Source organism: Rhodoferax sp. TH121, from assembly GCF_002251855.1.
Lineage (GTDB): Bacteria > Pseudomonadota > Gammaproteobacteria > Burkholderiales > Burkholderiaceae_C > Allorhodoferax.
The window spans coordinates 940,150-959,301 of record NZ_NOXW01000022.1 but is presented as its reverse complement, the minus strand read 5'-3'; the positions used below and the strand labels follow the sequence as shown (position 1 = coordinate 959,301).

Here is a 19,152-nt window from a genome sequence, read left to right as displayed (position 1 = left end):
CTGCTGCACCCAGGCTTCGGCATCAGCCGGTTCTAATGGGGTCAGCACCACCGGGGCGGCCAAAGGCTTGGGGGCTGCATCACTCTTGCCCACCAGCTGGTTCAGGGCAATGGTCTTGACGCGAAGATCATTCTCGGCCGCCAGCTCTTGGGCAATCACCAAGTCATACCGGGCCTGGGCCTCACGGCTGTCGGTGATGGTGGAGGTGCCCACCTCAAAGTTGCGCTTGGCCGAAGCCAATTGCTCGGCCACTGCGGTCTTCTGGCTCTTCACAAAAGCCAGGCTGTCGGTGGAAGCCAGCACATCAAAGTAGGCCTGGCTCACCCGCACGATCAAATCCTGCTCGGCAGCTTGCAGCTGGGCCTGGGCCAACGCCACTTGCTTGTTGCCCTGCTCGTAGCTGGCCCAGTTGGCCGGGCGGTACAAAGGCTGGGAGGCGCTGATGGTAGCAGTCTGGGAGCCATACGAACGCTCGGGCTGGGGCAAGACTTCCTGGTTGGAGCGGCTCGCACCCAGCGCAAAATTGGCCGTGGGCAGGATGGCGGCCCGGGCTTGGGCGGACTTGGCCAGGTTGGCATCGAACTGGCTCTTGGCGGATTGGTAGCTGGCGTCAAAGCTGCGGGCGGAGGTGTACAGGTCGACCAGGCTTTGGGCTTGGAGGGAGGGCAGCGCACCGCCTGCCAAAGCGAGGGCGAGGCTCAGCGCTTTCCAACGGGGGATGAAAGGGGGGCGTTGCATAGTATTACTCCAAGGTGCGGGCCGCTATCGCATGCGGGCCAGCATGGTTTCCAGGTTTTTGAACATGTCATCCATATCGTCTTTTTGGGACTCATCGGGTTGCATGCGGGTTTCCAGTTCCTGCTCCAGAAAACACAGTGTCATGCGCAGGTAGGTGCTGTCTAGCGCCTTGCGCACGGCCGAGAACTGGTGGCCGATCTTCAGGCAGTCTTCGCCCTCTTCCACCATGCGCTGAATGCCACGCAGCTGCCCCTCGGCACGGCGCAGGCGGTTCAGCACATCGGTGCGGGCGGCTTCGTCAGTCAATGCGGTCTTCATACAGTCCTCCGGAATAGTCTGGGGGGTATTGTCTTCGGAGCCGGACGCAAGCGTTGCCACGGGGTTAAACCTCAGCGGCTGCAAGCCACTTTGGTTTCAGGAACGCCTAGTTTCTTGAGCATCCAGCCCATGGGGCACACATCGGTAATGCCGAACTGGAACAGGTTGGCACCCACAAAGGCAGTGAAGGCCAGCCACCATTGCGACACAAAGAGTGGGCTGCCCTGCACGCCCAGCGCGAGCGACAAGAGGATGAAGGTGCCTGCAAAGAGGTGGATATAGCGTGCGACGGTCATGGTGTTCTCCGGTGAAGTAAAGAAAGTTGGAAGTTGGGGGTCAGGGTTTGTCGGCCAGGCGGGCAATGCCCAGGGCCTTGAGCACGTATTTCTCGTAGACAGGCTCGGAGTTGCCTTTTTTGATCTTGCGCATGAAGTACTTCTCGAACGCGATCTTGGCCAGGTGCACCCACTTGCCTTTTTTGAACCAGTTGACGTTGCGCGGCGGGATTTGTGGCAGCGCCACAAAGGCGGCACCGGTGTCACCCATGTCGGCCAGGCAGATGGCGTTCCAGGTGCCTTTATCCAGGGCGGGCTTACCGGCAAGTTCGTTGGCAACGTTGTGGGCAATGGCGCCCACCATGCTTTCGATCATGTAGCCGGTTTTGGGCGTGCCGGTAGGCACCGGGGTGACCTCTACGGGCGGAATGGCCACACACACGCCCGCAGAAAAGATGTTCTTGTAGGCCTTGCTGCGCTGGTACTCGTCAATGATCACAAAGCCGCGCGGGTTGCACAGATTGGGTACCGCAGCCACGGCGTCCACACCCTTGAAGGCGGGCAGCATCATGGACAGCTTGAAGCCCAGCTCGTGCTCTTTGTAGACGTTGCCAAGGTCGTCGAGCTGGGTCACAAACATCTTGCCTTCTTCCACCTTGGTGGTCTTGGCGTTGGTGATCCACTTCATGTCGCGGTTGCGCATTTCGGACTCCAGCATGGATTTGCTGTCGCCCACGCCGCCCAGGCCCAGGTGGCCGATGTAGGGCTCGCTGCTCACATAGGTGATGGGCACCAGGTGGCGCAGCTTGCGGCGGCGCAAATCCGTGTCGAGGATGAACGCAAACTCATAGGCCGGGCCAAAGCAGCTGGCGCCGGGCATGGCGCCGATGATGACGGGGCCAGGGTTCTTGAGGAAGTTTTCGTAGTCGGCAAAAAAGGCCTGCGCATGGTCCACGCTGCACACCGAGTGGGTGAAGCCGCCACCGCCGTGCGCGGCCGGGCCGGCACCGGGCACTTCACTGAACGACAGCTTGGGGCCGGTGGTGATGACCAGGTAGTCATAGGCCAGGGTTTCGCCACCCACCAGGGTGAGCTGGTTGGCATCGGCATCAATCTTTTCAACGCCTTTGGGGATGAAGCCTATGCCCTTGCGGGTGAGGTAGGGTGCAATGGGCAAGGTGATGTCTTCGCGCTGGCGCCAGCCCACCGCGATCCACGGGTTGCTGGGCACGAACTGGAAGTAGTCGGTGTTGTTGACCACCGTGATCTTGTGTTCTTTGCCAAGCAGCTCGCGAATTTCATACGCGGCGGGCATGCCGCCTATGCCTGCGCCGACGATAACGATATGGGCCATGGTGTTGTCTCCTGGGTGGGTGGATTTACGTACCTGACAGGGCCGCGTCTTCGCGCGACTCCATACGGCGCCGGTACAGCGCGTAATACAAGACGGGTATCACCACCAGCGTGAGCAGGGTGGACACCAAAATGCCGAAGATGAGCGAGACGGCCAGGCCATTGAAGATGGGGTCGTCCAGGATGAAGAAGGCGCCGATCATGGCGGCCACGCCAGTCAGCACAATGGGCTGCGCACGTACGGCAGCCGACTGCAGCACAGCGGTACGGAAGACCATGCCTTGGCTCACCTGCAGCTCAATAAAGTCCACCAGCAAAATGGAGTTGCGCACGATGATGCCGGCCAACGCGATCATGCCGATCATGCTGGTGGCGGTGAACTGCGCGTTCAGCAGGGCATGGCCCGGCATCACCCCGATGATGGTGAGCGGAATGGGCGCCATGATGACCAGCGGCGTGAGGTAACTCTTGAACTGGGCCACCACCAACAGGTAGATGAGGATGAGGCCCACGCCGTAGGCGGCGCCCATGTCGCGGAAGGTGTCGTAGGTAATCTGCGATTCACCATCCCACTTGAGTGCGAAGCCGCGGTAAGTGTCGGTGGGCTGGTGGATCCAGTATTCGCCCACGGTGGCATCGCCTTCCTTGGCGGCTTTGTCCATGGTGCTGCGAATGGCAAACAGGCCATACAGGGGCGAATCGAGCTTGCCAGCCATGTCGCCAAACACGTAGCTCACGCCCTTGAGGTCTTTGGTGAACAAAGGCTTGTCGATGATGCCGCGCTCCACGGTCACCAGCTCGGACAATGGCACCAGTTGGCCGTTCGCTGCGCGCAGCGACAGGCCCAGGATGCGCTCCAGCCCCACCTGGCTTTCCAACGGCAGCTGGATGCGCACGGGCACGGGGTACTTGCTTTGGCCATCGTGCAGGTAGGCCGCATCGGCACCGCTGAGCGCGCCCGACACGGTTTGCGCCACAGCGGCCACGGGAATACCCAGCGACTCGGCACGCTGGCGGCGCACGCGCAGGAATGCGCGGGGGGCGTCTTCACGCAGGCTGGTGTCTACGCCCACGATGTCATCGGTGGCGTCAAACGACTTGGCGATCTTGGCGGCCAGTGCTTGGCGGCCGGCTTCGTCGGGGCCATACACCTCGGCCACCAGGGGCGACATGACGGGTGGGCCGGGCGGCACTTCCACCACCTTGATACGGGCGCCGTGTTTGGCACCGATCTCTTCAAGCGCCGGGCGCAAGCGCTGGGCGATCACGTGGCTTTTTTCACTGCGGTGTTGCTTGTCCACCAGGTTCACTTGCAGGTCGCCTTGCTCGGCATCGGCGCGCAGGTAGTACTGGCGCACTAGGCCATTGAAGGTGATGGGCGACGCAGTGCCCGCGTAGCCTTGCAGGTTCAGCACCTCGGGCTGCTGGGCCAGGTAGACACTCAGGTCTTGCAGGGCCGCAGCGGTGTCTTCCAGCGCGGTGCCGGCGGGCATGTCGACCACCACTTGGAACTCACTCTTGTTGTCGAAGGGCAACATCTTGAGCACCACGCCCACCATGGAGCTAGGCACCAGCGCCAGGCTGACGGAGAGCAGCAGCGCACCCACAATGCCGCCCAGCAAGTACCAGCGCTTGCGGGCGCTCTGCAGCAGGGGCATGAGGATTTTGTCGAAAATGCGCTGCACTTTGCCGGGCTGTGCCGTGGCAGTGGCGGTGTGCGCCGCGTGGCCCGCACCATGCTCGCGCATGAACTTGAGCGCCAGCCAGGGTGTCACGGTGAAGGCAATGGCCAGCGAGATGGCCATGCCCAGGCTGGAGTTGATGGGGATGGGGCTCATGTACGGACCCATGAGGCCGGACACAAAGGCCATGGGCAAGAGCGCCGCGATCACGGTGAGGGTAGCCAGAATAGTTGGACCGCCCACTTCATCCACTGCGCGGGGAATGATGTCTTTGAGTGAATCGTGCGGCGTGAGCTGCTGGTGCCGGTGGATGTTTTCCACCACCACAATCGCGTCGTCCACCAGGATGCCGATGGAAAAGATGAGGGCGAATAGGGACACGCGGTTGAGCGTGAAGCCCCAGGCCCAGCTGGCAAACAACGTAGCGGTGAGCGTCAAGATCACGGCGGCGCCCACGATCAGCGCTTCGCGGCGGCCCAGCGCAAAGCCCACCAGCAGAATCACCGAACCCGTGGCAAAGGCCAGTTTCTGGATCAGCTTGTTGGCTTTTTCGGCAGCGGTTTCACCGTAGTCACGGGTCACGGTGGCTTGCATGTCGCCGGGAATGACGGTGTTTTGCAGCGCCTTCAAACGCTCACCCACGGCGCGCGAAACATCCACCGCGTTTTCGCCAGGCTTCTTGGTGACCTGAATGGTTACCGCAGGCAGTGCCTGGCCCGCTGGGGCGACCACGCCGCGTGGGCTGGATCCATTGGCCGCGCCTTGCATGAACCACACATAACTGCCGGCCTGCTGGGCACCGGTGCTGATGCGCGCCACATCACGCAAGAACACGGGCTTGCCCTTGCTCACACCGACCACCATGTCGGCCACGTCGTCGGCACTGCGCAAAAACTCGCCGGCCTCTACGCTCAGCATCTGGGCGCTGCTTCGGTTGGCCTGGTTGTCCACTACGCTACCGGCGGGCATGCCGAAGTTGGCGGCGGCAATGGTCTTTTGCAGGCTCAGCAGGTCCACGCCCCGGTCGCGCATGCGGGTGGGGTCAATGTCGATCTGGATGGAGCGGCCGGGGGCGCCAATGGTGGTGACTTCACGCACACCGGGCACACTCTTCAGCTCGCCTTCGAGCGTGTGGGCGACGGCCTCCAGCTCGCTGGCGGGGGTGCCTTCGGGGCTCCAGAGCGTGATGCCAACCACCGGCACATCGTCAATGCCCTTGGGTTTGACGATAGGTGCCAAGGTGCCCAGGTCGCGGGGCAGCCAGTCTTGGTTGGCATTAAGTACGTCATACAGACGCACCAGCGCCTCGGTGCGGGGCACGCCCACCTTGAACTGCACGGTGAGCACCGCCACGCCGGGGCGCGAGACGGAGTAGGTGTGTTCGATGCCGGCAATCTGACCCAGCACCTGCTCAGCAGGTTTGGCCACCATGTTTTGCACGTCGGCACTGCTGGCCCCGGGGAATGGGATCAGCACATTGGCCATGGTGACGTTGATCTGGGGCTCTTCTTCGCGCGGGGTGACCAGCACAGCAAAAAGGCCCAGCAGCAGCGCCACCAGCGCCAGTAAAGGAGTGAGCGCGTTCGACTGGAAGGCTGCGGCTATGCGGCCGGAAGCGCCCAGTTTGGCGGGAGTGGATTCAGGTGCGTGCATGGCAGCCTCGGTTCGGTGGTAGCGGCTTATTGGGCGGTTGGACGGGCTTGTGCGGCGCGCACGGTGTCCAGCGCCACCACGTCACCCGCCTTCAGGCCTGCCAATACTTCGGTACCGTCCGCGCCCAGCGTTTGGCCTAGGCGCACGGCGCGCAGGGTGAAGACTTCACCGTTTTTCACATACACCGCCGTCAATTCGCCACGGCGAACGATGGCTTGCTCTGGCACTGCAAGCAAGCTGCGATTGGTGGCTGCGGGGACACTGAACTTCACCCGCACTTGCAGGCCGGGCACCAGCCCCGCGCTTTGGGCGGCCGGTAGTTCCAGACGCCATTCGGTGGTTTGCGACACGGGGTCCGAGGACGGGATGACGCTGGTCGCGCTGGGGGTAATCCAGGCGCCGGGCACGGCCTCACCGGCCTGTACTTGGACATTGGCGGCTTGACCCACAAGCACTGCGCGTGAAGCCGGCACTTGCACCACCACCCGCAAGGGCAAGGGGGCGTAGATCACTAGCAGGGGTTTGCCGGGCACGGCGAGGTCGCCGGCCTGGGCGTCGGTTTGCAGCACCCAACCATCAAATGGGGCGGTCACACGGGTGAAACCCTGGGCCAGGCTGCTTTGGCGGATGGCGGCGCTGGCTTGATCGCGCTGCGCTTTGGCGCTCTTGAGTTGGGCATCGGCGGTGTCCAGCGCGGCCTGGCTGATAAATCCTTTGGCCTGCAGGTCCTTGGTGCGGTCGAAGTTGGCTTTGGCGTTGCGCAGGTCCGCGTCGGCCTGGTCCACCTGGGCCTGGCTGCGCTGCTGACCCACCGAAGCCTCGCGGTCGTCAATGGTAGCGAGCAGTTGGCCGGCTTTGACCTTGTCACCCGCCTTCACCACAAAGCTGGCAATACGGCCAGACGCCTGGGCGGACACGGTGCTCTGTTTGACGGGTTGGACCACACCGTCCAGAAAGGTACTGGCACCGCTTTGCTTCAGGCCAATAGTGAATGTCGGGGAAGCCTGCGCCCGCACACTTGCGGGAACCCATGCCAAAGCCGCAGCCAAACCCAGGGTTGCCATGAGGCCGAGGTGACGGTGACGCAGAGACTGGATGTGAGTGGTGTGTGTCATGATAATTCCTTGATACCCCATGTAGTATATGTAATACCCCAATGGGTATCAAGCAATTTCTGAATTGCCCCCTAACAAATCCAAGTCTCTCCCGTTTGAAGCGCCATCCAGGCCGGCGTTTGATCATCACAAACAGCCAATTTCTGGACGGAATTTGACTTAAATCATCTATTTGCATACCCATACATGTATGCTTGAAGCTCATCTATGGTTAATGTGCTAAAGGTATTTCCATGAATCCAGATGCCGACTCCACCCGCAAGGTGATACCCATTGCCGTATCCGGCGACCGCAGCCCCATCGAAGCGCCGCCTGGCGCAGAGCCGGAAATGGTGGCCCTGTACGAGGCGCACAAAAGGATTTACCCGCGCAGCGTTTCGGGCTACTTCGCCAAGTGGCGTTGGGCGCTGGTGTTTCTGACGCAGCTGGTGTTTTATTTCACGCCCTGGCTGGAGTGGGGCCAACGCCAGGCGGTCTTGTTTGACCTGGGCGCGCGGCGTTTTTACATCTTCAACCTGGTGCTCTATCCGCAGGACTTCATCTACCTCACGGGGATTCTGGTGATCTCTGCGTTTTCGCTGTTTCTGTTCACCGCGGTGGCGGGCCGCCTGTGGTGTGGCTATGCCTGCCCACAAACCGTATACACCGAAATCTTCTTGTGGCTGGAAAAACTCGCGGAGGGCGACCGCTCCGCCCGCATGCGCCGCGACGCGGGCCCCTGGAACTGGGACAAGGTCTGGCGCAAGGGCGCCACCCAGGGCATGTGGATCACGGTAGCCCTCTGGACGGGTTTTACGTTTGTGGGGTACTTCACCCCGATCCACGCCCTGGGTAGCGCGGTGTTGCAGTGGACGCTGGGCCCCTGGGAAACCTTCTGGATTTTCTTTTACGGCTTTGCCACCTATGGCTTTGCCGGCTACATGCGCGAGCAGGTGTGCAAATACATGTGCCCGTATGCCCGCTTCCAAAGCGCCATGTTCGACAAGGACACGCTGATCGTGACCTACGACAGCGAACGCGGTGAGCCACGCGGCGCCCGCTCCAAAAAGGCCGATCCACGCGCCCTGAACCTGGGGGCTTGTGTGGACTGCAGTCTGTGTGTGCAGGTTTGCCCCACCGGCATCGATATCCGCAAGGGCCTGCAGTACGAGTGCATTGGATGCGGTGCGTGCGCCGATGTGTGTGACTCAGTGATGGACAAAGTGGGATACGCCCGCGGCTTGGTGAAGTACTCCACCCAAAATGCGATCCACCAACACTGGACCCGGGCCCAGACACTGCGCCATGTGTTGCGACCGCGGGTGCTGGTGTACGTGGGCATTCTGGCGACGGTGTTGGTGGCCATGGGCGTGAGCCTGGCGCTGCGCAGCCCGTTCAAGGTGGACGTGGTACGCGACCGGGGCGCGCTGGCCCGTATCGTGGCCGGCGGCAAGATGGAAAACGTCTACCGACTGCAGATCATGAACGCCACCGAGCAGGCGCAGGAATTCACGGTGGAGGCCACCGGACTGGACGGCATCGAGGCCTCCATGGACCAGCCCACCCTAGCCATTGGCCCCGCACAGGCGCGCTGGGTGGCGGTTCGGGTGCAAATTCCCTATGAAACCGCTGTGGCGGGGTCCCATCCGTTCGAGTTCGCCATCTCTGCGCAGCAGGGCACCGCCAAGGTCGTGGAGAAGTCGGTGTTTATTGTTCCCCGCTAAAGGAGGCCTTATGCAAAAGAAGTGGATGCTGGTGGTCTGGCCCGCGTTTCTGGCGGCCTGTGTGATGGAGATGGTGGTGTTTGCCCTGTTTGACCCACACGACCTGCAAGGCTGGGCACGTGGCTGGGGCCTGGGCCACCAGGGCGTTTACACGCTGGCCTTCTTCGCCTTTTGGAGCGTCACTGCGGCCAGCAGCTGGCTGACCTACACCCTCCGCCTATCGGCCACGGAATTAAACCAAGGACCTGACCATGGCTAACACCCACCCTATCGACCGTTTTCTGCGCGCGCTGGCAGGCGTCTGCCTGCTGGTGCTGGGTTTCTTTTGGCTCAGCGGGGCTTGGCAGTGGGCCGCCTACGCCGCCAGCGTGGTGATGCTCGCCACCGCAGCGCTGAATTTTTGCCCGCTGTACCGCTTGCTGGGCATCAGCACCCGCACGGCACCCAGCGTACCGGCCAGCCCGATTCGAACTGGCGTGGCCTGGGTCTTGCTGCTGGTCACGCTGGTGGGCGGCAGCTACGCAAGTGCTTTTGCCAGCCGCAAGGTTTTCCTCGAAGACTTCAATGTCATGAACGGGTTCTACAAGCAGACCTTGTTTCTGACCGGCAAGCACGAGCGGGAAAAGGCCAATGCGCAATACGCGCAGCTGGTACCGGCCCTGGAAGGGTTTGTAAGCAAATACACCCGCTACCAACCGTTTGCCCTGCGCGGCGACTCGCAATGGCTTGCCGATCTGGACCGGGTACGCCGGATGGTGGGCGATGTGGCCGAACTCGTGAAGACAGGAGATTTGCAAGCCGCGCACCTGGCGCTTGAGCAAGTGCGGCCTGTATTTCAGGACGTGTTCAAACGCAATGGCTTCTCCTTGCTAGCGGTGGCGCTGGTGGATTTTCATGACGCCATGGAGCTGATACTGATAGCGGCCCAGGCCAAGGACATGGCCAAGTTGGCAGCCCTGTACCCCGGTGTGAGTGACAAGCTTGCAGCCGTGGAGGCAGAGGCCCAGGATGCAGACATCCAGGCGATCCGGCGCAACCTGGATGCAGTGGATGCTGCAACCCGCAGCCAGCAAGCCGACGCGCTGCCTTCTCTGGGCGAAAAGCTCAAAAGCAGTTTCGTGAAAGTCTATCTGCAGCGCGGCTGACACCATGGGTGCCGCCAGCTTTCCACAAGCACTACGAGAACGACACAGATGAATTTTCCTGAACTACTTCAGCAGTACTGGCCTTTCCTGGCGCTTGCTACTTGGCTGGGCTACAAATGGTGGAACACACGCCAAGTGGCTGCCAAACTGCCACAGCTGCGCCAGGCGGGTGCCATGTTTGTGGATGTGCGTTCGCCGCAGGAGTTCGAGCAGGCCCATGCACCGGGCACGGTGAACATACCGCTGCAACAGCTGGGTGCACGGTTGGCAGAGATTCCGACATCAGCCCCTGTGGTGGTGTGCTGCGCCAGCGGCACCCGCAGCGGGATGGCGCGGATGTTGTTGAAGAAAAACGGGTTTGACGCGGTGTACAACGCCGGGCCATGGACCAAGTTGATTGACTGATTCAACCTATCAGAGTGGGTCAATTTGTAGCGAAATACACCCCCAGACCTTATCAATACTGCGCAAACAGCTACTGATTTAGGAGCAAGTTCACCTAGGCCGCGTCTTCGCCAATAACGACGCGGTTGGCACCTGCAAAGTAGTGGGGCGGAATTTCGAGGTTGGTGGGCGCGGGTTTGTTCTTGAACACCCGGCCCGCACCATCAAACGTGGAGCCATGGCAGGGGCAGAAGAAGCCACCCGCCCAGTCTGCATCGAGGCTGGGATTGCTGGTGCCGGCAGCCACCGCTATGGGCGAGCAGCCCAGGTGCGTGCAGATACCGACGGCCACAAACACGTCAGGCGTGCGCGAGCGGGTCGCGTTTTGGGCGTATTCGGGTTGCTGTTCGCGTTGCGACTGTGGGTCTACCAACTTGCTCTCTTGGCCCGCAAGGGCCGCCACCATCTCCGGGCTGCGGCGGGTGATCCACACCGGCTTGCCACGCCACTCCACGGTCTTGGTCTGGCCAGGCAGCAGGTCGCCGATGTCCACCTCCACTGCGGCGCCCATGGCTTTGGCCCGTTCGCTGGGCGCCACACTCGCCACAAACGGAACCGCCGTGGCCAAAGCACCTGCTGCGCCCACGGCGCCGGTAGCCAACATCCAGGTGCGGCGGTCCGGGTTGGTGGCAGTGGATTCGGTGGACAGCGGGCTGGAAGGAAGTATCAGGCTGGTCATGGTGCCCTCCTTGGGCGGGTTGAAATGGGGTGCGTGGCGCCTAGAGCGCGTTTAGCGGGATCTTGAGGTAGGCCACGCCATTGGCCTCTGGCGGTGGCAAGGCGCCTGCGCGGATATTCACCTGCACCGCGGGCAAGATCAGGTTGGGCATGGCCAGGGTGGCGTCGCGCGCCTGGCGCATGGCCACAAATTCGGCCTCAGTGACACCCTTGTGGACATGGATATTGGCGGCCTTTTGCTCGGCCACCGTGGTTTCCCATTGGGCGCTGCGGCCTGCGGGCGGGTAATCGTGGCACATGAACAAGCGGGTGGTGTCCGGCAAGGACAGCAAGCGTTGCACGGACTGGTAGAGCGTATGCGGGTCACCCCCCGGAAAGTCGCAGCGCGCGGTACCCACGTCCGGCATGAACAGGGTGTCGCCCACAAACACCGCATCCTCCACCTGATACGCCATACATGCTGGTGTGTGGCCCGGCACACTCAATGCCCGCAACGACAGAGGGCCCACCGCAATCACTTCGCCGTCATGCAGCAGGTGGTCGAACTGGCTGCCGTCGGGGGCAAAGCTGTCCTCTAGGTGGAAGATGGATTTGAAGACTTTTTGAACGTGGGTGATGGGCGCGCCAATGGCGATCTTGCCGCCCAGGATGCCACGCAGGTAGTGCGCGGCAGACAAGTGGTCGGCATGCGCATGGGTTTCCAGAAGCCACTGCACTGTGAGCTGTTGCGCACGTACATAGTCCGCGATCTGGTCGGCAGAGGTGGTGCTGGTGCGCCCTGACTTTGGGTCGTAGTCCAGCACCGCGTCCACAATGGCGCAGTGGCCACCGGGCTCGGCGTACACCACGTAGCTCACGGTCCAGGTGGCTGGATCGAAAAACGCCTTGACGACGGGGACGGGATGCATTGCCATGGGAAGCCCTTGCGGTTTCAACTAGTAAATTTATAGTCTATTGTTTGATATATTGTTTGTCAATAGAATATCTTGCATATACCCCTCCCCTACCCGGAATGAACCCATGCGTCCTGATGCTCCTCCCCCAGCGGCTTTGGCCTTAGAACGGCTGCGCGAGTCTGCCGACAGCGCCTGCCGTTTGCTCAAAACCCTGTCGAACCCGGACCGCCTGCTGCTGCTGTGCCAGCTGGCGCAAGGCGAAATGCGCGTAGGGGAGCTGGAAGAGCGGGTAGGCGTGCTGCAGCCCACGCTGTCCCAGCAACTGGGAGTGCTGCGCGACGAGGGCTTGGTGAGTACCCGCCGCGACGGCAAAAACATCTATTACTGCATCAACAGCCCCGAGGCCTTGGCCCTGCTCGAAGTCTTGTACAGCCAGTTTTGCGCAACCCCGACGGATTCACCAACATGACGATTGACTGGAACCAATTTACCCCCTGGACATCGCTGGGCGGTGGCCTCGTACTGGGCCTTGCTGCGGCCTTGTTCATATTGGTGAGCGGGCGGGTGCTGGGCATCAGCAGCATCCTGGGCGACATGCTGCGCGCCAAGCGTGCCGACCTGGGCTGGCGCCTGACTTTTTTTGCCGGGATGCTTGTCTCGCCCTTGGTCTATTCCTGGGTAACACCCTTGCCCACAGCGCGCATTGACGCCGATTGGGTCACCTTGGTGGTGGCCGGTCTGCTGGTGGGTGTGGGCACCCGGTATGGCACAGGTTGCACCAGTGGCCACGGCGTGTGTGGGCTCTCACGCCTGTCGGCCCGCTCCCTGGCGGCCACGCTCACGTTCATGGCCACCGGTTTTGCCACCGTGTTCATCGTTCGCCACGTGCTGGGATAGGAGCGCCCAGCATGGCCTTGCAACGTGCATTTGAATTTTTGGCTGGCCTGCTGTTTGGCTTGGGCCTGATGCTGGCCGGCATGACCGACCCCTCCAAGGTGTTGGCGTTTCTGGACCTGGCAGGCGCCTGGGACCCATCGCTGGCCTTGGTCATGGGTGGCGGCATTGCGGTCGGCTTGGGAGCATTCACCCTGGCCAAAGGGCGCAGCAAAACCCTGTTGGGCAGCGCCATTTTTCTGCCCCAGGCTACGGTGATTGACCGACGCCTGCTGGGCGGCAGCGCCTTGTTTGGCATAGGCTGGGGGCTGGCGGGCTTTTGCCCGGGTCCGGCCCTGGTATCTCTGGGCTTGGGCGATGCCAAAGTCTGGATTTTTGTGGCCGCCATGGTGGCGGGCATGCTGGTTTTTGAATGGTTGGAATCCCGCGCGGACCGCGCGTTGTCACAAGGAGTTTGAAATGGCTATTTCTGCACGTGCAATCACCCCTGCATTTTTTGTTGCCCCCCAACTGAGCCCACAAGACGTGGCCGAAGCTGCAGCTCAGGGCTTCAAGTCCATCCTGAACAATCGCCCTGACCACGAAGGCGGCGCGGAACAACCGCTAAGCAGCACCATCGAGGCCGCAGCCCAAGCGGCCGGGCTGGCCTACGTGCACCTGCCCGTGGTGAGCGGCGCTTACACCGCGGAGCAAGTACAAGCCATGCACAAAGCCCTACAAGAATTGCCTGCCCCCGTGCTGGCCTTCTGCCGCTCCGGCATGCGCGCGGGCCAAATGTTCGAGCTGGCCCAAGCGGTCCGTTAAACCTCTTCTCACTGCCGCGGCCCGCATGCACAAGCTACTGCCCGATTGGCTGCGCCACTACCAGCGCGCTTGGCTGGGCGGTGATGTGTCGGCCGGGCTCATCGTGGCGGTGCTGGTGATTCCGCAAAGCCTGGCCTACACGCTCTTGGCCGGGCTTCCGCCCGAGATGGGGCTGTACGCCAGCATCCTGCCGGTGGTGGCCTACGCGCTCTTGGGCTCCAGCATGACGCTGGCCATTGGCCCCGTAGCCATTGCCGCCCTCATGACGGCCAGCGCGCTGCAACCGCTAGCGATTGCCGGCACCACCGAGTACGTGCAGCTGGCCATGGGCCTGGCACTGATTTCAGGGCTGATGTTCTTGGCCTTTGGCGCGCTACGCCTGGGCTGGCTGGCCTACTTCTTGAGCCAGCCTGTGGTGAGCGGTTTTGTCTCCGGCTCGGCCATCGTGATTGCGCTGGGCCAGCTCAAGCATGTGCTGGGCGTGTCTGCGCCCAGCAGCTCCACGTGGGCCACGCTGCAGGGCCTGTGGCGCGCCCTGCCCCAAACCAACCTCACCACCTTGGCGCTGGGCGGCGGCAGCATGCTGGTGCTGGTGCTGGCGCGCCGCTACCTGGGGCGCGGCCTGCGCCACTTGGGCCTGGGTGCCACTGCTGCCGACCTGCTGGCCCGCATGGCGCCGATAGTCACGGTGGCCGTGAGTACGGCCCTGGTGGCCTGGGGCCATTGGGACGTGAGCCGCCAGGTGGCCGTGGTGGGCAGCGTGCCCGCCGGGCTGCCGGCGCTGGCCTGGGTCTGGCCCGAGGCGCGCGCCTGGAGCCAACTGCTGCTGCCCGCGCTACTGATTACCTTGGTCGGTTTTGTGGGCAGCGTATCGGTGGCGCAGTCGTTTGCGCTGCAGCGCCAGCAGCGCATTGCCCCCAATCGCGAGCTGTGGGGCCTGGGTGCGGCCAATGTGGCAGCGGCCTTCTCGGGCGCCTACCCGGTGCACGGCGGGCTGTCGCGCTCGGTCATCAACTTTGCAGCGGGCGCCCAAACGCCGCTGGCCTCGATCATCACGGCGGGCTTCATGGCGCTCATCGTATATTTCTTTGCGTCGCTGTTTTACTTCTTGCCCCTGGCGGTGCTGGCGGCCAGCATCATGGTGGCCGTGGCCACCCTGGTGGATGTGGACACACTCAAAGCCAGCTGGACTTACGACAAGGCCGACGCCTTCTCGCTGCTGGCCACGGCCGGCGGTGTGATCGTGCTGGGGGTAGAGGCGGGCATCCTTATGGGCGTGGCGCTGTCGCTGGGCGTGCTGGTGTGGCGCAGCAGCCACCCGCACATGGCCGTGGTGGGCCGGGTGCCGGGCACGGAACACTTCCGCAACGTGGAGCGCCACGCGGTGCAAACCGTGCCAGGCCTGCTGGCCCTGCGTGTGGACGAGAGTTTGTTTTTTGCCAACGCCACGGCGCTGGAAGAGCGCATCGAAGCGCTAGTGCAGGCCGACCCGGCAGTGCGCCGGGTGCTGCTGGTCTGTTCGGCGGTGAACCAGATCGACGCCACGGCGCTAGGCATTCTGACAGGCTTGGAGCAGAGCCTGGCCGCGCGTGGCGTGCGCCTGGACCTGGCAGAAGTCAAAGGCCCGGTGATGGACCGCCTGCAGCACACCGCCCTGGGCCAGCGCCTGGCGGGCCGCGTGTTCCGCAGCGTGCACGACGCCTTTGTGGCGCCCTGAGTGGGCCGCCTTGCCTGCACCCGCCATGTCGCTATGGCTGAGTTCGTCATATACAAATGGGAAATAAGTAGTTTGGGTTTGAAGGCCGGGTTCTGACAATGCGCCTCTGTTTTGCATTTGGCACCCCCGCACATCCCCCATGGTCTCTCTCGTCATCGTCCCCGGCTGGCGCGACTCCGGCCCCGGCCACTGGCAAACGCTGTGGGCCGACAGCATTCCCGGCGCGGTGCGTGTGCACCAGGACGACTGGATCACACCGGTGCGCAAGGCCTGGGTGGCCTCCATCGGGCAAACCATCCTCGAACAACCCGGCCCGGTGGTGATTGCCGCGCACAGCCTGGGCTGCATTGCCACCACCCACTTGCCACCCGACGTGGCGGCCAAGATCCAGGGCGCCCTGTTGGTTGCACCGGCTGACCCTGAGCGGCGCGGCATTCTGGCCGACTTTGCGCCCGTGCCCTACCAGCGCCTGCCCTACCGCAGCGTACTGGTGGCCAGCAGCAACGACCCGTTTTGCCCGGTGCGCACGGCAGGCGCGTATGCGCGCGCCTGGGGCAGCGAGTTTGTGCGCCTGCAGGACGCCGGCCACATCAACGTAGAGGCGGGCTTTGGCCCCTGGCCGCTGGGCCTGGCGCTGCTGCAGTCGCTAAGCGTGGCCCTCATAGCGGCACCTAGCAGCCCAGAATCGCTATTGATTTAGGTGCTGCTCGCACAGATTCTGCGCAGGCCAGAGGCCTGTTTGGCTTAAAAATCAGCCGCGCAGGGCCAGGGAATTGGCCAATGCAAACACCGAGTTGGGCGCATTGGTACGCACTGGTGCCAGTGGCTTGATCTTTTGCAGCACACCCTTTTTGGCGGGCTTGCGCTCTTGCACCTGGAAGCCCTTGGCGCGTTGCTCTTCGGCCAGGCTTTTCAGCGTGATGGTTTTCATGTGCGCCACGATGGTGGTCTGCAGTGCCGCCCACAGGTCTTGTGTCATGTCTTGCACGCCATCGCGTGCGGGGCTGGCTTCGGCGGGTTCTTCAATCGCACCAATGATGTCGGCCACGGTAATGCTGTTGCCCCGGAAACCCAGGGTGTAACCGCCACCGGGGCCACGGGTACTTTCCACCAAGCCATGCTGGCGCAACTTGGCAAACACTTGCTCCAGGTACGACAGAGAGATGCGGTGCCGCAGCGCGATGTCTTGCAATGGCACGGGCTGCGCACTTTCGCGCAGGGCCAGGTCAATCATGGCGGTGATGGCAAAACGGCCTCGGGTACTGAGTCGCATACGTTTACTCCTTTGAGTAAGTGACTAGGAAGACTCGAACTGTAGGGGCTGATATGCTTCGCGTAAATTCGTATTTTGTATTTTTTTACTTCGATTATTTCGCAGTGTTTCGGTTTGTTTCAGAGGGCGCACCATGAACTTCAAACATCTTCACTATTTTTGGGTCACCGCCAAGGCGGGTGGCGTCATGCGTGCGGGCGAGCAGCTGCACACCACACCACAAACCCTTTCGGGCCAAATCAAGCTGTTGGAGGACTGGTTGGGGCGCAAGCTGTTCCAGAAAAGCGGGCGCAATATGGAGCTGACCGAGGACGGCCGTCTGGCGCTGGGCTATGCGGACCAGATCTTCACGCTGGGCGCCGAGCTGGAAAACGCGGTGCGCCAGGCCAGCGGCAAGCGCCGGGTGTTGGACTTCAAGGTGGGCGTGGCCGACTCGGTGACCAAGTCGCTGGCCTACCGGCTGCTGGAGCCGGCGTTGGAGGTGGATGCCCCGGTACGCATGATTTGCAGCGAAGGCAAGTTCCCCGACCTGCTGGCCAAGCTGGCGCTCAATCAGCTGGACCTCGTGATTGCGGATGAGCCCATGTCCAAACGCATCAGCGTCAAGGCCTTTAACCACCCGCTGGGGCGCAGCCCCATGAGCTTTTTCTGCACCCCGGCGCTCAAGGCGCAGCTCAAGGGCCCGTTTCCGGCATGCCTGAACGGCATGCCCATGCTGCTGCAGGGCGCCCAGGCCTCGGTGCGCCAGCAGTGGGAAGGCTGGCTCAGCCACCACCAGATCCACCCCACCACCATTGGCGAGTTTGACGACGGCGCGCTGATGAACGCCTTTGGCCGCAAGGGGCGCGGCGTGTTCATGGCGCCCTCGGTCATGGAGCCGGACATCGTGGAGCAATTTGGCGTGGAGGTGATTGGCCGCACCGATGAGCTGGTGGAGGAGTTCTTTGCGGTATCGGTGGAGCGGCGCATTACCCACCCGTGTGTGGTGGCCATTACCACGGCGGCGCGGGACCAGCTGTTCACCTGAGACGACAATCCGGGCCTTCCATTACACGCTGCTTAAAGGGTTTTATGTACGACATCGCCAAACTCATTCACCTGGTTGCAGGCATTGTGTGGATGGGGGGCATGACCTTCATGCTGCTGGCATTGCGCCCGGCCACCCTGGCGCTGATGGAGGCCCAGCCCCGCGCGCGTCTGATGGGCGAAGTGTGGCGCCGCTTCTTTGCCATCGTGCTGGTGGCCGTTGCGGCACTGTTTTTCAGTGGCAGCCACCTCTACACTGCCGCCTTCAAGGCCAGCAAACTGGCCAGCGGCGTTGGCAGCGTGCCCCTGGGCTGGAACCTGATGCTGGTCCTGGGAATCACGATGATGCTGATTTTTGGGCACATTTACTTTGCTGGTTTTCGCAAGTTCAAGCGTGCGGTAGCCGCCGGGGAATGGCCCGTTGCCGCGAAGGCAGCTGGGCAAATCCACAAGTTGGTACTTGCCAACTTCGTGCTGGGCTGGGTCGCCATTGCAGCCGTGCGCTTGGTGCGCTGATGGCAAACCCCACTGCCTTGCAGGGCGTGCGCAGCGCGGCGTGGGCTGCTTTGGCACTGCTGACCGGCTTGACCGCTACGGCCCAAGCCCAGGAGCAAGGACTGCCGCTGTGGGAACTGGGTGTGTTTGCTGGTGGCCTTTCCAGCCCGGCCTACCCCGCGTCCTCCGAACGCAGCACGCGGGCACTGGTGCTGCCCACTTTTATTTACCGCGGCGAGGTATTCCGCTCCGACAGGGGTGGCGTGGGTGCTCGCCTGCTGCGCACCGAAGATACCGAACTGGACATTGGTTTTGCGGCGTCGTTGCCAGCCAGCTCCCAGGACATTCCGGCGCGCCAAGGCATGACCGATCTTGGCACGCTAATCGAATTTGGGCCGCGGCTCAAAGGCACTTTGGCGCGCCCCAGCGCGGGCAGCCGCCTACGCTATGAGCTGCCGCTGCGCACGGTGCTAGAGATCAACAGCGGCGTGCGCAGCCAGGGTTTTGCGCTGGAGCCCGAGATCAGCTACGAGGTGCGCGACGTGGGCGCCGGCTGGCGCATGTCCACCAGCGCCAGCCTGGTGCTGGGCGATAGTCGGCTGAACCAGTACTTTTACGGCGTGCCCGCTGACCTGGCAACCGCCCAGCGTCCGGCCTACACGGCCCAGGCCGGGCTGATCACCACGCGGCTCACGGTCAATGCCTCCCGCAGCTTGGGGCCGGATGTGCGGGTGTTTGCCTTTGCGCGGGCCGAAAGTTATGCGGGTTCGGCCAATGCCGCCAGCCCGTTGTACCAGCAGTCCACCGGCACCTCGGCCGGGCTGGGTCTGAACTGGACCCTGGGCCGCTCTGCCGCCAAAGCGGCGAACTAAAGCGCGCTTAGACTAGAAAGCGCATATACAAACAACGAAGTATTCGTTGTGGTTTGATGGGGCGACCTCCA

At 62.6% G+C, this 19,152-nt stretch carries 22 protein-coding genes; 13 read left to right on the top strand and 9 right to left on the bottom strand.

Going from position 1 to position 19,152, the window contains the following annotated elements; all coding sequences use genetic code 11:
* From CHU94_RS18945 to CHU94_RS18920, 6 genes are all read right to left on the bottom strand, one after another.
* Positions 1–738, bottom strand: a 738-nt coding sequence (locus CHU94_RS18945; protein WP_176452094.1) for a TolC family protein, incomplete at its 3' end; no start/stop codon positions are given.
* 24 nt (positions 739–762) lie between these two features.
* The gene (locus tag CHU94_RS18940) at positions 763–1,056 is read right to left on the bottom strand and encodes a metal-sensing transcriptional repressor (RefSeq protein ID WP_094482735.1); all 294 of its coding nucleotides are present in this window, start codon (positions 1,054–1,056) and stop codon (positions 763–765) included.
* A 71-nt stretch (positions 1,057–1,127) separates the two neighbouring features.
* Positions 1,128–1,352: a DUF2892 domain-containing protein gene (locus tag CHU94_RS18935; RefSeq protein WP_094482733.1), complete on the bottom strand. Its 225-nt coding sequence runs from the start codon at positions 1,350–1,352 to the stop codon at positions 1,128–1,130.
* Positions 1,353–1,392: 40 nt separating this feature from the next.
* On the bottom strand, positions 1,393–2,685 hold the full coding sequence (locus tag CHU94_RS18930) for an NAD(P)/FAD-dependent oxidoreductase (protein ID WP_094482731.1): 1,293 nt from the start codon (positions 2,683–2,685) through the stop codon (positions 1,393–1,395).
* 25 nt (positions 2,686–2,710) lie between these two features.
* Positions 2,711–6,019 (bottom strand): efflux RND transporter permease subunit, encoded by a 3,309-nt coding sequence (locus CHU94_RS18925; RefSeq protein WP_094482729.1) that lies wholly within the window; start codon positions 6,017–6,019, stop codon positions 2,711–2,713.
* Between the two features lie 26 nt (positions 6,020–6,045).
* Positions 6,046–7,134, bottom strand: coding sequence for an efflux RND transporter periplasmic adaptor subunit (locus CHU94_RS18920; protein WP_176452093.1), 1,089 nt, complete (start codon positions 7,132–7,134; stop codon positions 6,046–6,048).
* A 233-nt stretch (positions 7,135–7,367) separates the two neighbouring features.
* On the opposite strand from CHU94_RS18920, the gene ccoG reads away from it, so the two are divergent.
* From ccoG to CHU94_RS18900, 4 genes are read left to right on the top strand one after another with little or no spacing between them, the layout of a single operon-like run.
* Entirely contained in the window at positions 7,368–8,837 is a 1,470-nt protein-coding gene (ccoG, locus tag CHU94_RS18915; protein WP_094482725.1) for a cytochrome c oxidase accessory protein CcoG, read from the top strand.
* Positions 8,838–8,847: 10 nt separating this feature from the next.
* Complete coding sequence (locus CHU94_RS18910; protein WP_094482723.1) at positions 8,848–9,096, top strand: hypothetical protein; 249 nt, start codon at positions 8,848–8,850, stop codon at positions 9,094–9,096.
* Positions 9,089–9,982, top strand: a complete 894-nt coding sequence (locus CHU94_RS18905) for a DUF2892 domain-containing protein (protein ID WP_094482721.1) — start codon at positions 9,089–9,091, stop codon at positions 9,980–9,982. The genes CHU94_RS18910 and CHU94_RS18905 overlap by 8 nt, the downstream gene beginning before the upstream one ends.
* 48 nt (positions 9,983–10,030) lie before the next feature.
* Entirely contained in the window at positions 10,031–10,387 is a 357-nt protein-coding gene (locus CHU94_RS18900) for a rhodanese-like domain-containing protein (protein WP_094482719.1), read from the top strand.
* A 94-nt stretch (positions 10,388–10,481) separates the two neighbouring features.
* Here CHU94_RS18900 and petA read toward each other — a convergent pair whose 3' ends face one another.
* Positions 10,482–11,105 carry a ubiquinol-cytochrome c reductase iron-sulfur subunit gene (petA, locus tag CHU94_RS18895; RefSeq protein ID WP_094482717.1) on the bottom strand — a complete coding sequence of 208 codons (624 nt, stop codon included), beginning with the start codon at positions 11,103–11,105 and terminating at the stop codon, positions 10,482–10,484.
* A 40-nt stretch (positions 11,106–11,145) separates the two neighbouring features.
* Positions 11,146–12,012 (bottom strand): MBL fold metallo-hydrolase, encoded by an 867-nt coding sequence (locus CHU94_RS18890; protein ID WP_094482715.1) that lies wholly within the window; start codon positions 12,010–12,012, stop codon positions 11,146–11,148.
* Positions 12,013–12,124: 112 nt separating this feature from the next.
* On the opposite strand from CHU94_RS18890, the gene CHU94_RS18885 reads away from it, so the two are divergent.
* The 6 genes from CHU94_RS18885 to CHU94_RS18860 all read left to right on the top strand — a co-directional run bounded on the left by CHU94_RS18885 (position 12,125) and on the right by CHU94_RS18860 (position 16,115).
* Positions 12,125–12,469, top strand: a complete 345-nt coding sequence (locus CHU94_RS18885) for a helix-turn-helix transcriptional regulator (protein WP_094482713.1) — start codon at positions 12,125–12,127, stop codon at positions 12,467–12,469.
* Positions 12,466–12,897 carry a YeeE/YedE family protein gene (locus tag CHU94_RS18880; protein WP_094482710.1) on the top strand — a complete coding sequence of 144 codons (432 nt, stop codon included), beginning with the start codon at positions 12,466–12,468 and terminating at the stop codon, positions 12,895–12,897. The genes CHU94_RS18885 and CHU94_RS18880 overlap by 4 nt, the downstream gene beginning before the upstream one ends.
* Positions 12,898–12,908: 11 nt before the next feature.
* Positions 12,909–13,352 (top strand): DUF6691 family protein, encoded by a 444-nt coding sequence (locus CHU94_RS18875; protein ID WP_094482708.1) that lies wholly within the window; start codon positions 12,909–12,911, stop codon positions 13,350–13,352.
* A gap of 1 nt (position 13,353) precedes the next feature.
* A complete protein-coding gene (locus tag CHU94_RS18870) occupies positions 13,354–13,698 on the top strand; it encodes a TIGR01244 family sulfur transferase (protein ID WP_094482706.1) in 345 nt (114 codons plus the stop codon).
* A gap of 25 nt (positions 13,699–13,723) precedes the next feature.
* Positions 13,724–15,415 carry a SulP family inorganic anion transporter gene (locus tag CHU94_RS18865; RefSeq protein WP_094482704.1) on the top strand — a complete coding sequence of 564 codons (1,692 nt, stop codon included), beginning with the start codon at positions 13,724–13,726 and terminating at the stop codon, positions 15,413–15,415.
* A 139-nt stretch (positions 15,416–15,554) separates the two neighbouring features.
* Positions 15,555–16,115: an alpha/beta hydrolase gene (locus CHU94_RS18860; RefSeq protein WP_094482702.1), complete on the top strand. Its 561-nt coding sequence runs from the start codon at positions 15,555–15,557 to the stop codon at positions 16,113–16,115.
* 51 nt (positions 16,116–16,166) lie between these two features.
* Here the strand turns inward: CHU94_RS18860 and CHU94_RS18855 are convergent, their stop codons facing one another.
* Positions 16,167–16,688 carry an Rrf2 family transcriptional regulator gene (locus CHU94_RS18855; protein ID WP_094482700.1) on the bottom strand — a complete coding sequence of 174 codons (522 nt, stop codon included), beginning with the start codon at positions 16,686–16,688 and terminating at the stop codon, positions 16,167–16,169.
* Positions 16,689–16,821: 133 nt separating this feature from the next.
* Between CHU94_RS18855 and nhaR the strand changes: the two genes are divergently transcribed.
* Genes nhaR through CHU94_RS18840 form a run of 3 tightly spaced genes read left to right on the top strand, consistent with a single transcriptional unit; the run spans position 16,822 to position 19,081 of the window.
* On the top strand, positions 16,822–17,715 hold the full coding sequence (gene nhaR / locus CHU94_RS18850) for a transcriptional activator NhaR (RefSeq protein WP_094482698.1): 894 nt from the start codon (positions 16,822–16,824) through the stop codon (positions 17,713–17,715).
* Between the two features lie 44 nt (positions 17,716–17,759).
* Positions 17,760–18,230: a CopD family protein gene (locus CHU94_RS18845; protein WP_094482696.1), complete on the top strand. Its 471-nt coding sequence runs from the start codon at positions 17,760–17,762 to the stop codon at positions 18,228–18,230.
* A complete protein-coding gene (locus CHU94_RS18840; protein ID WP_094482694.1) occupies positions 18,230–19,081 on the top strand; it encodes a MipA/OmpV family protein in 852 nt (283 codons plus the stop codon). The genes CHU94_RS18845 and CHU94_RS18840 overlap by 1 nt, the downstream gene beginning before the upstream one ends.
* Positions 19,082–19,152 lie beyond the last annotated feature (71 nt).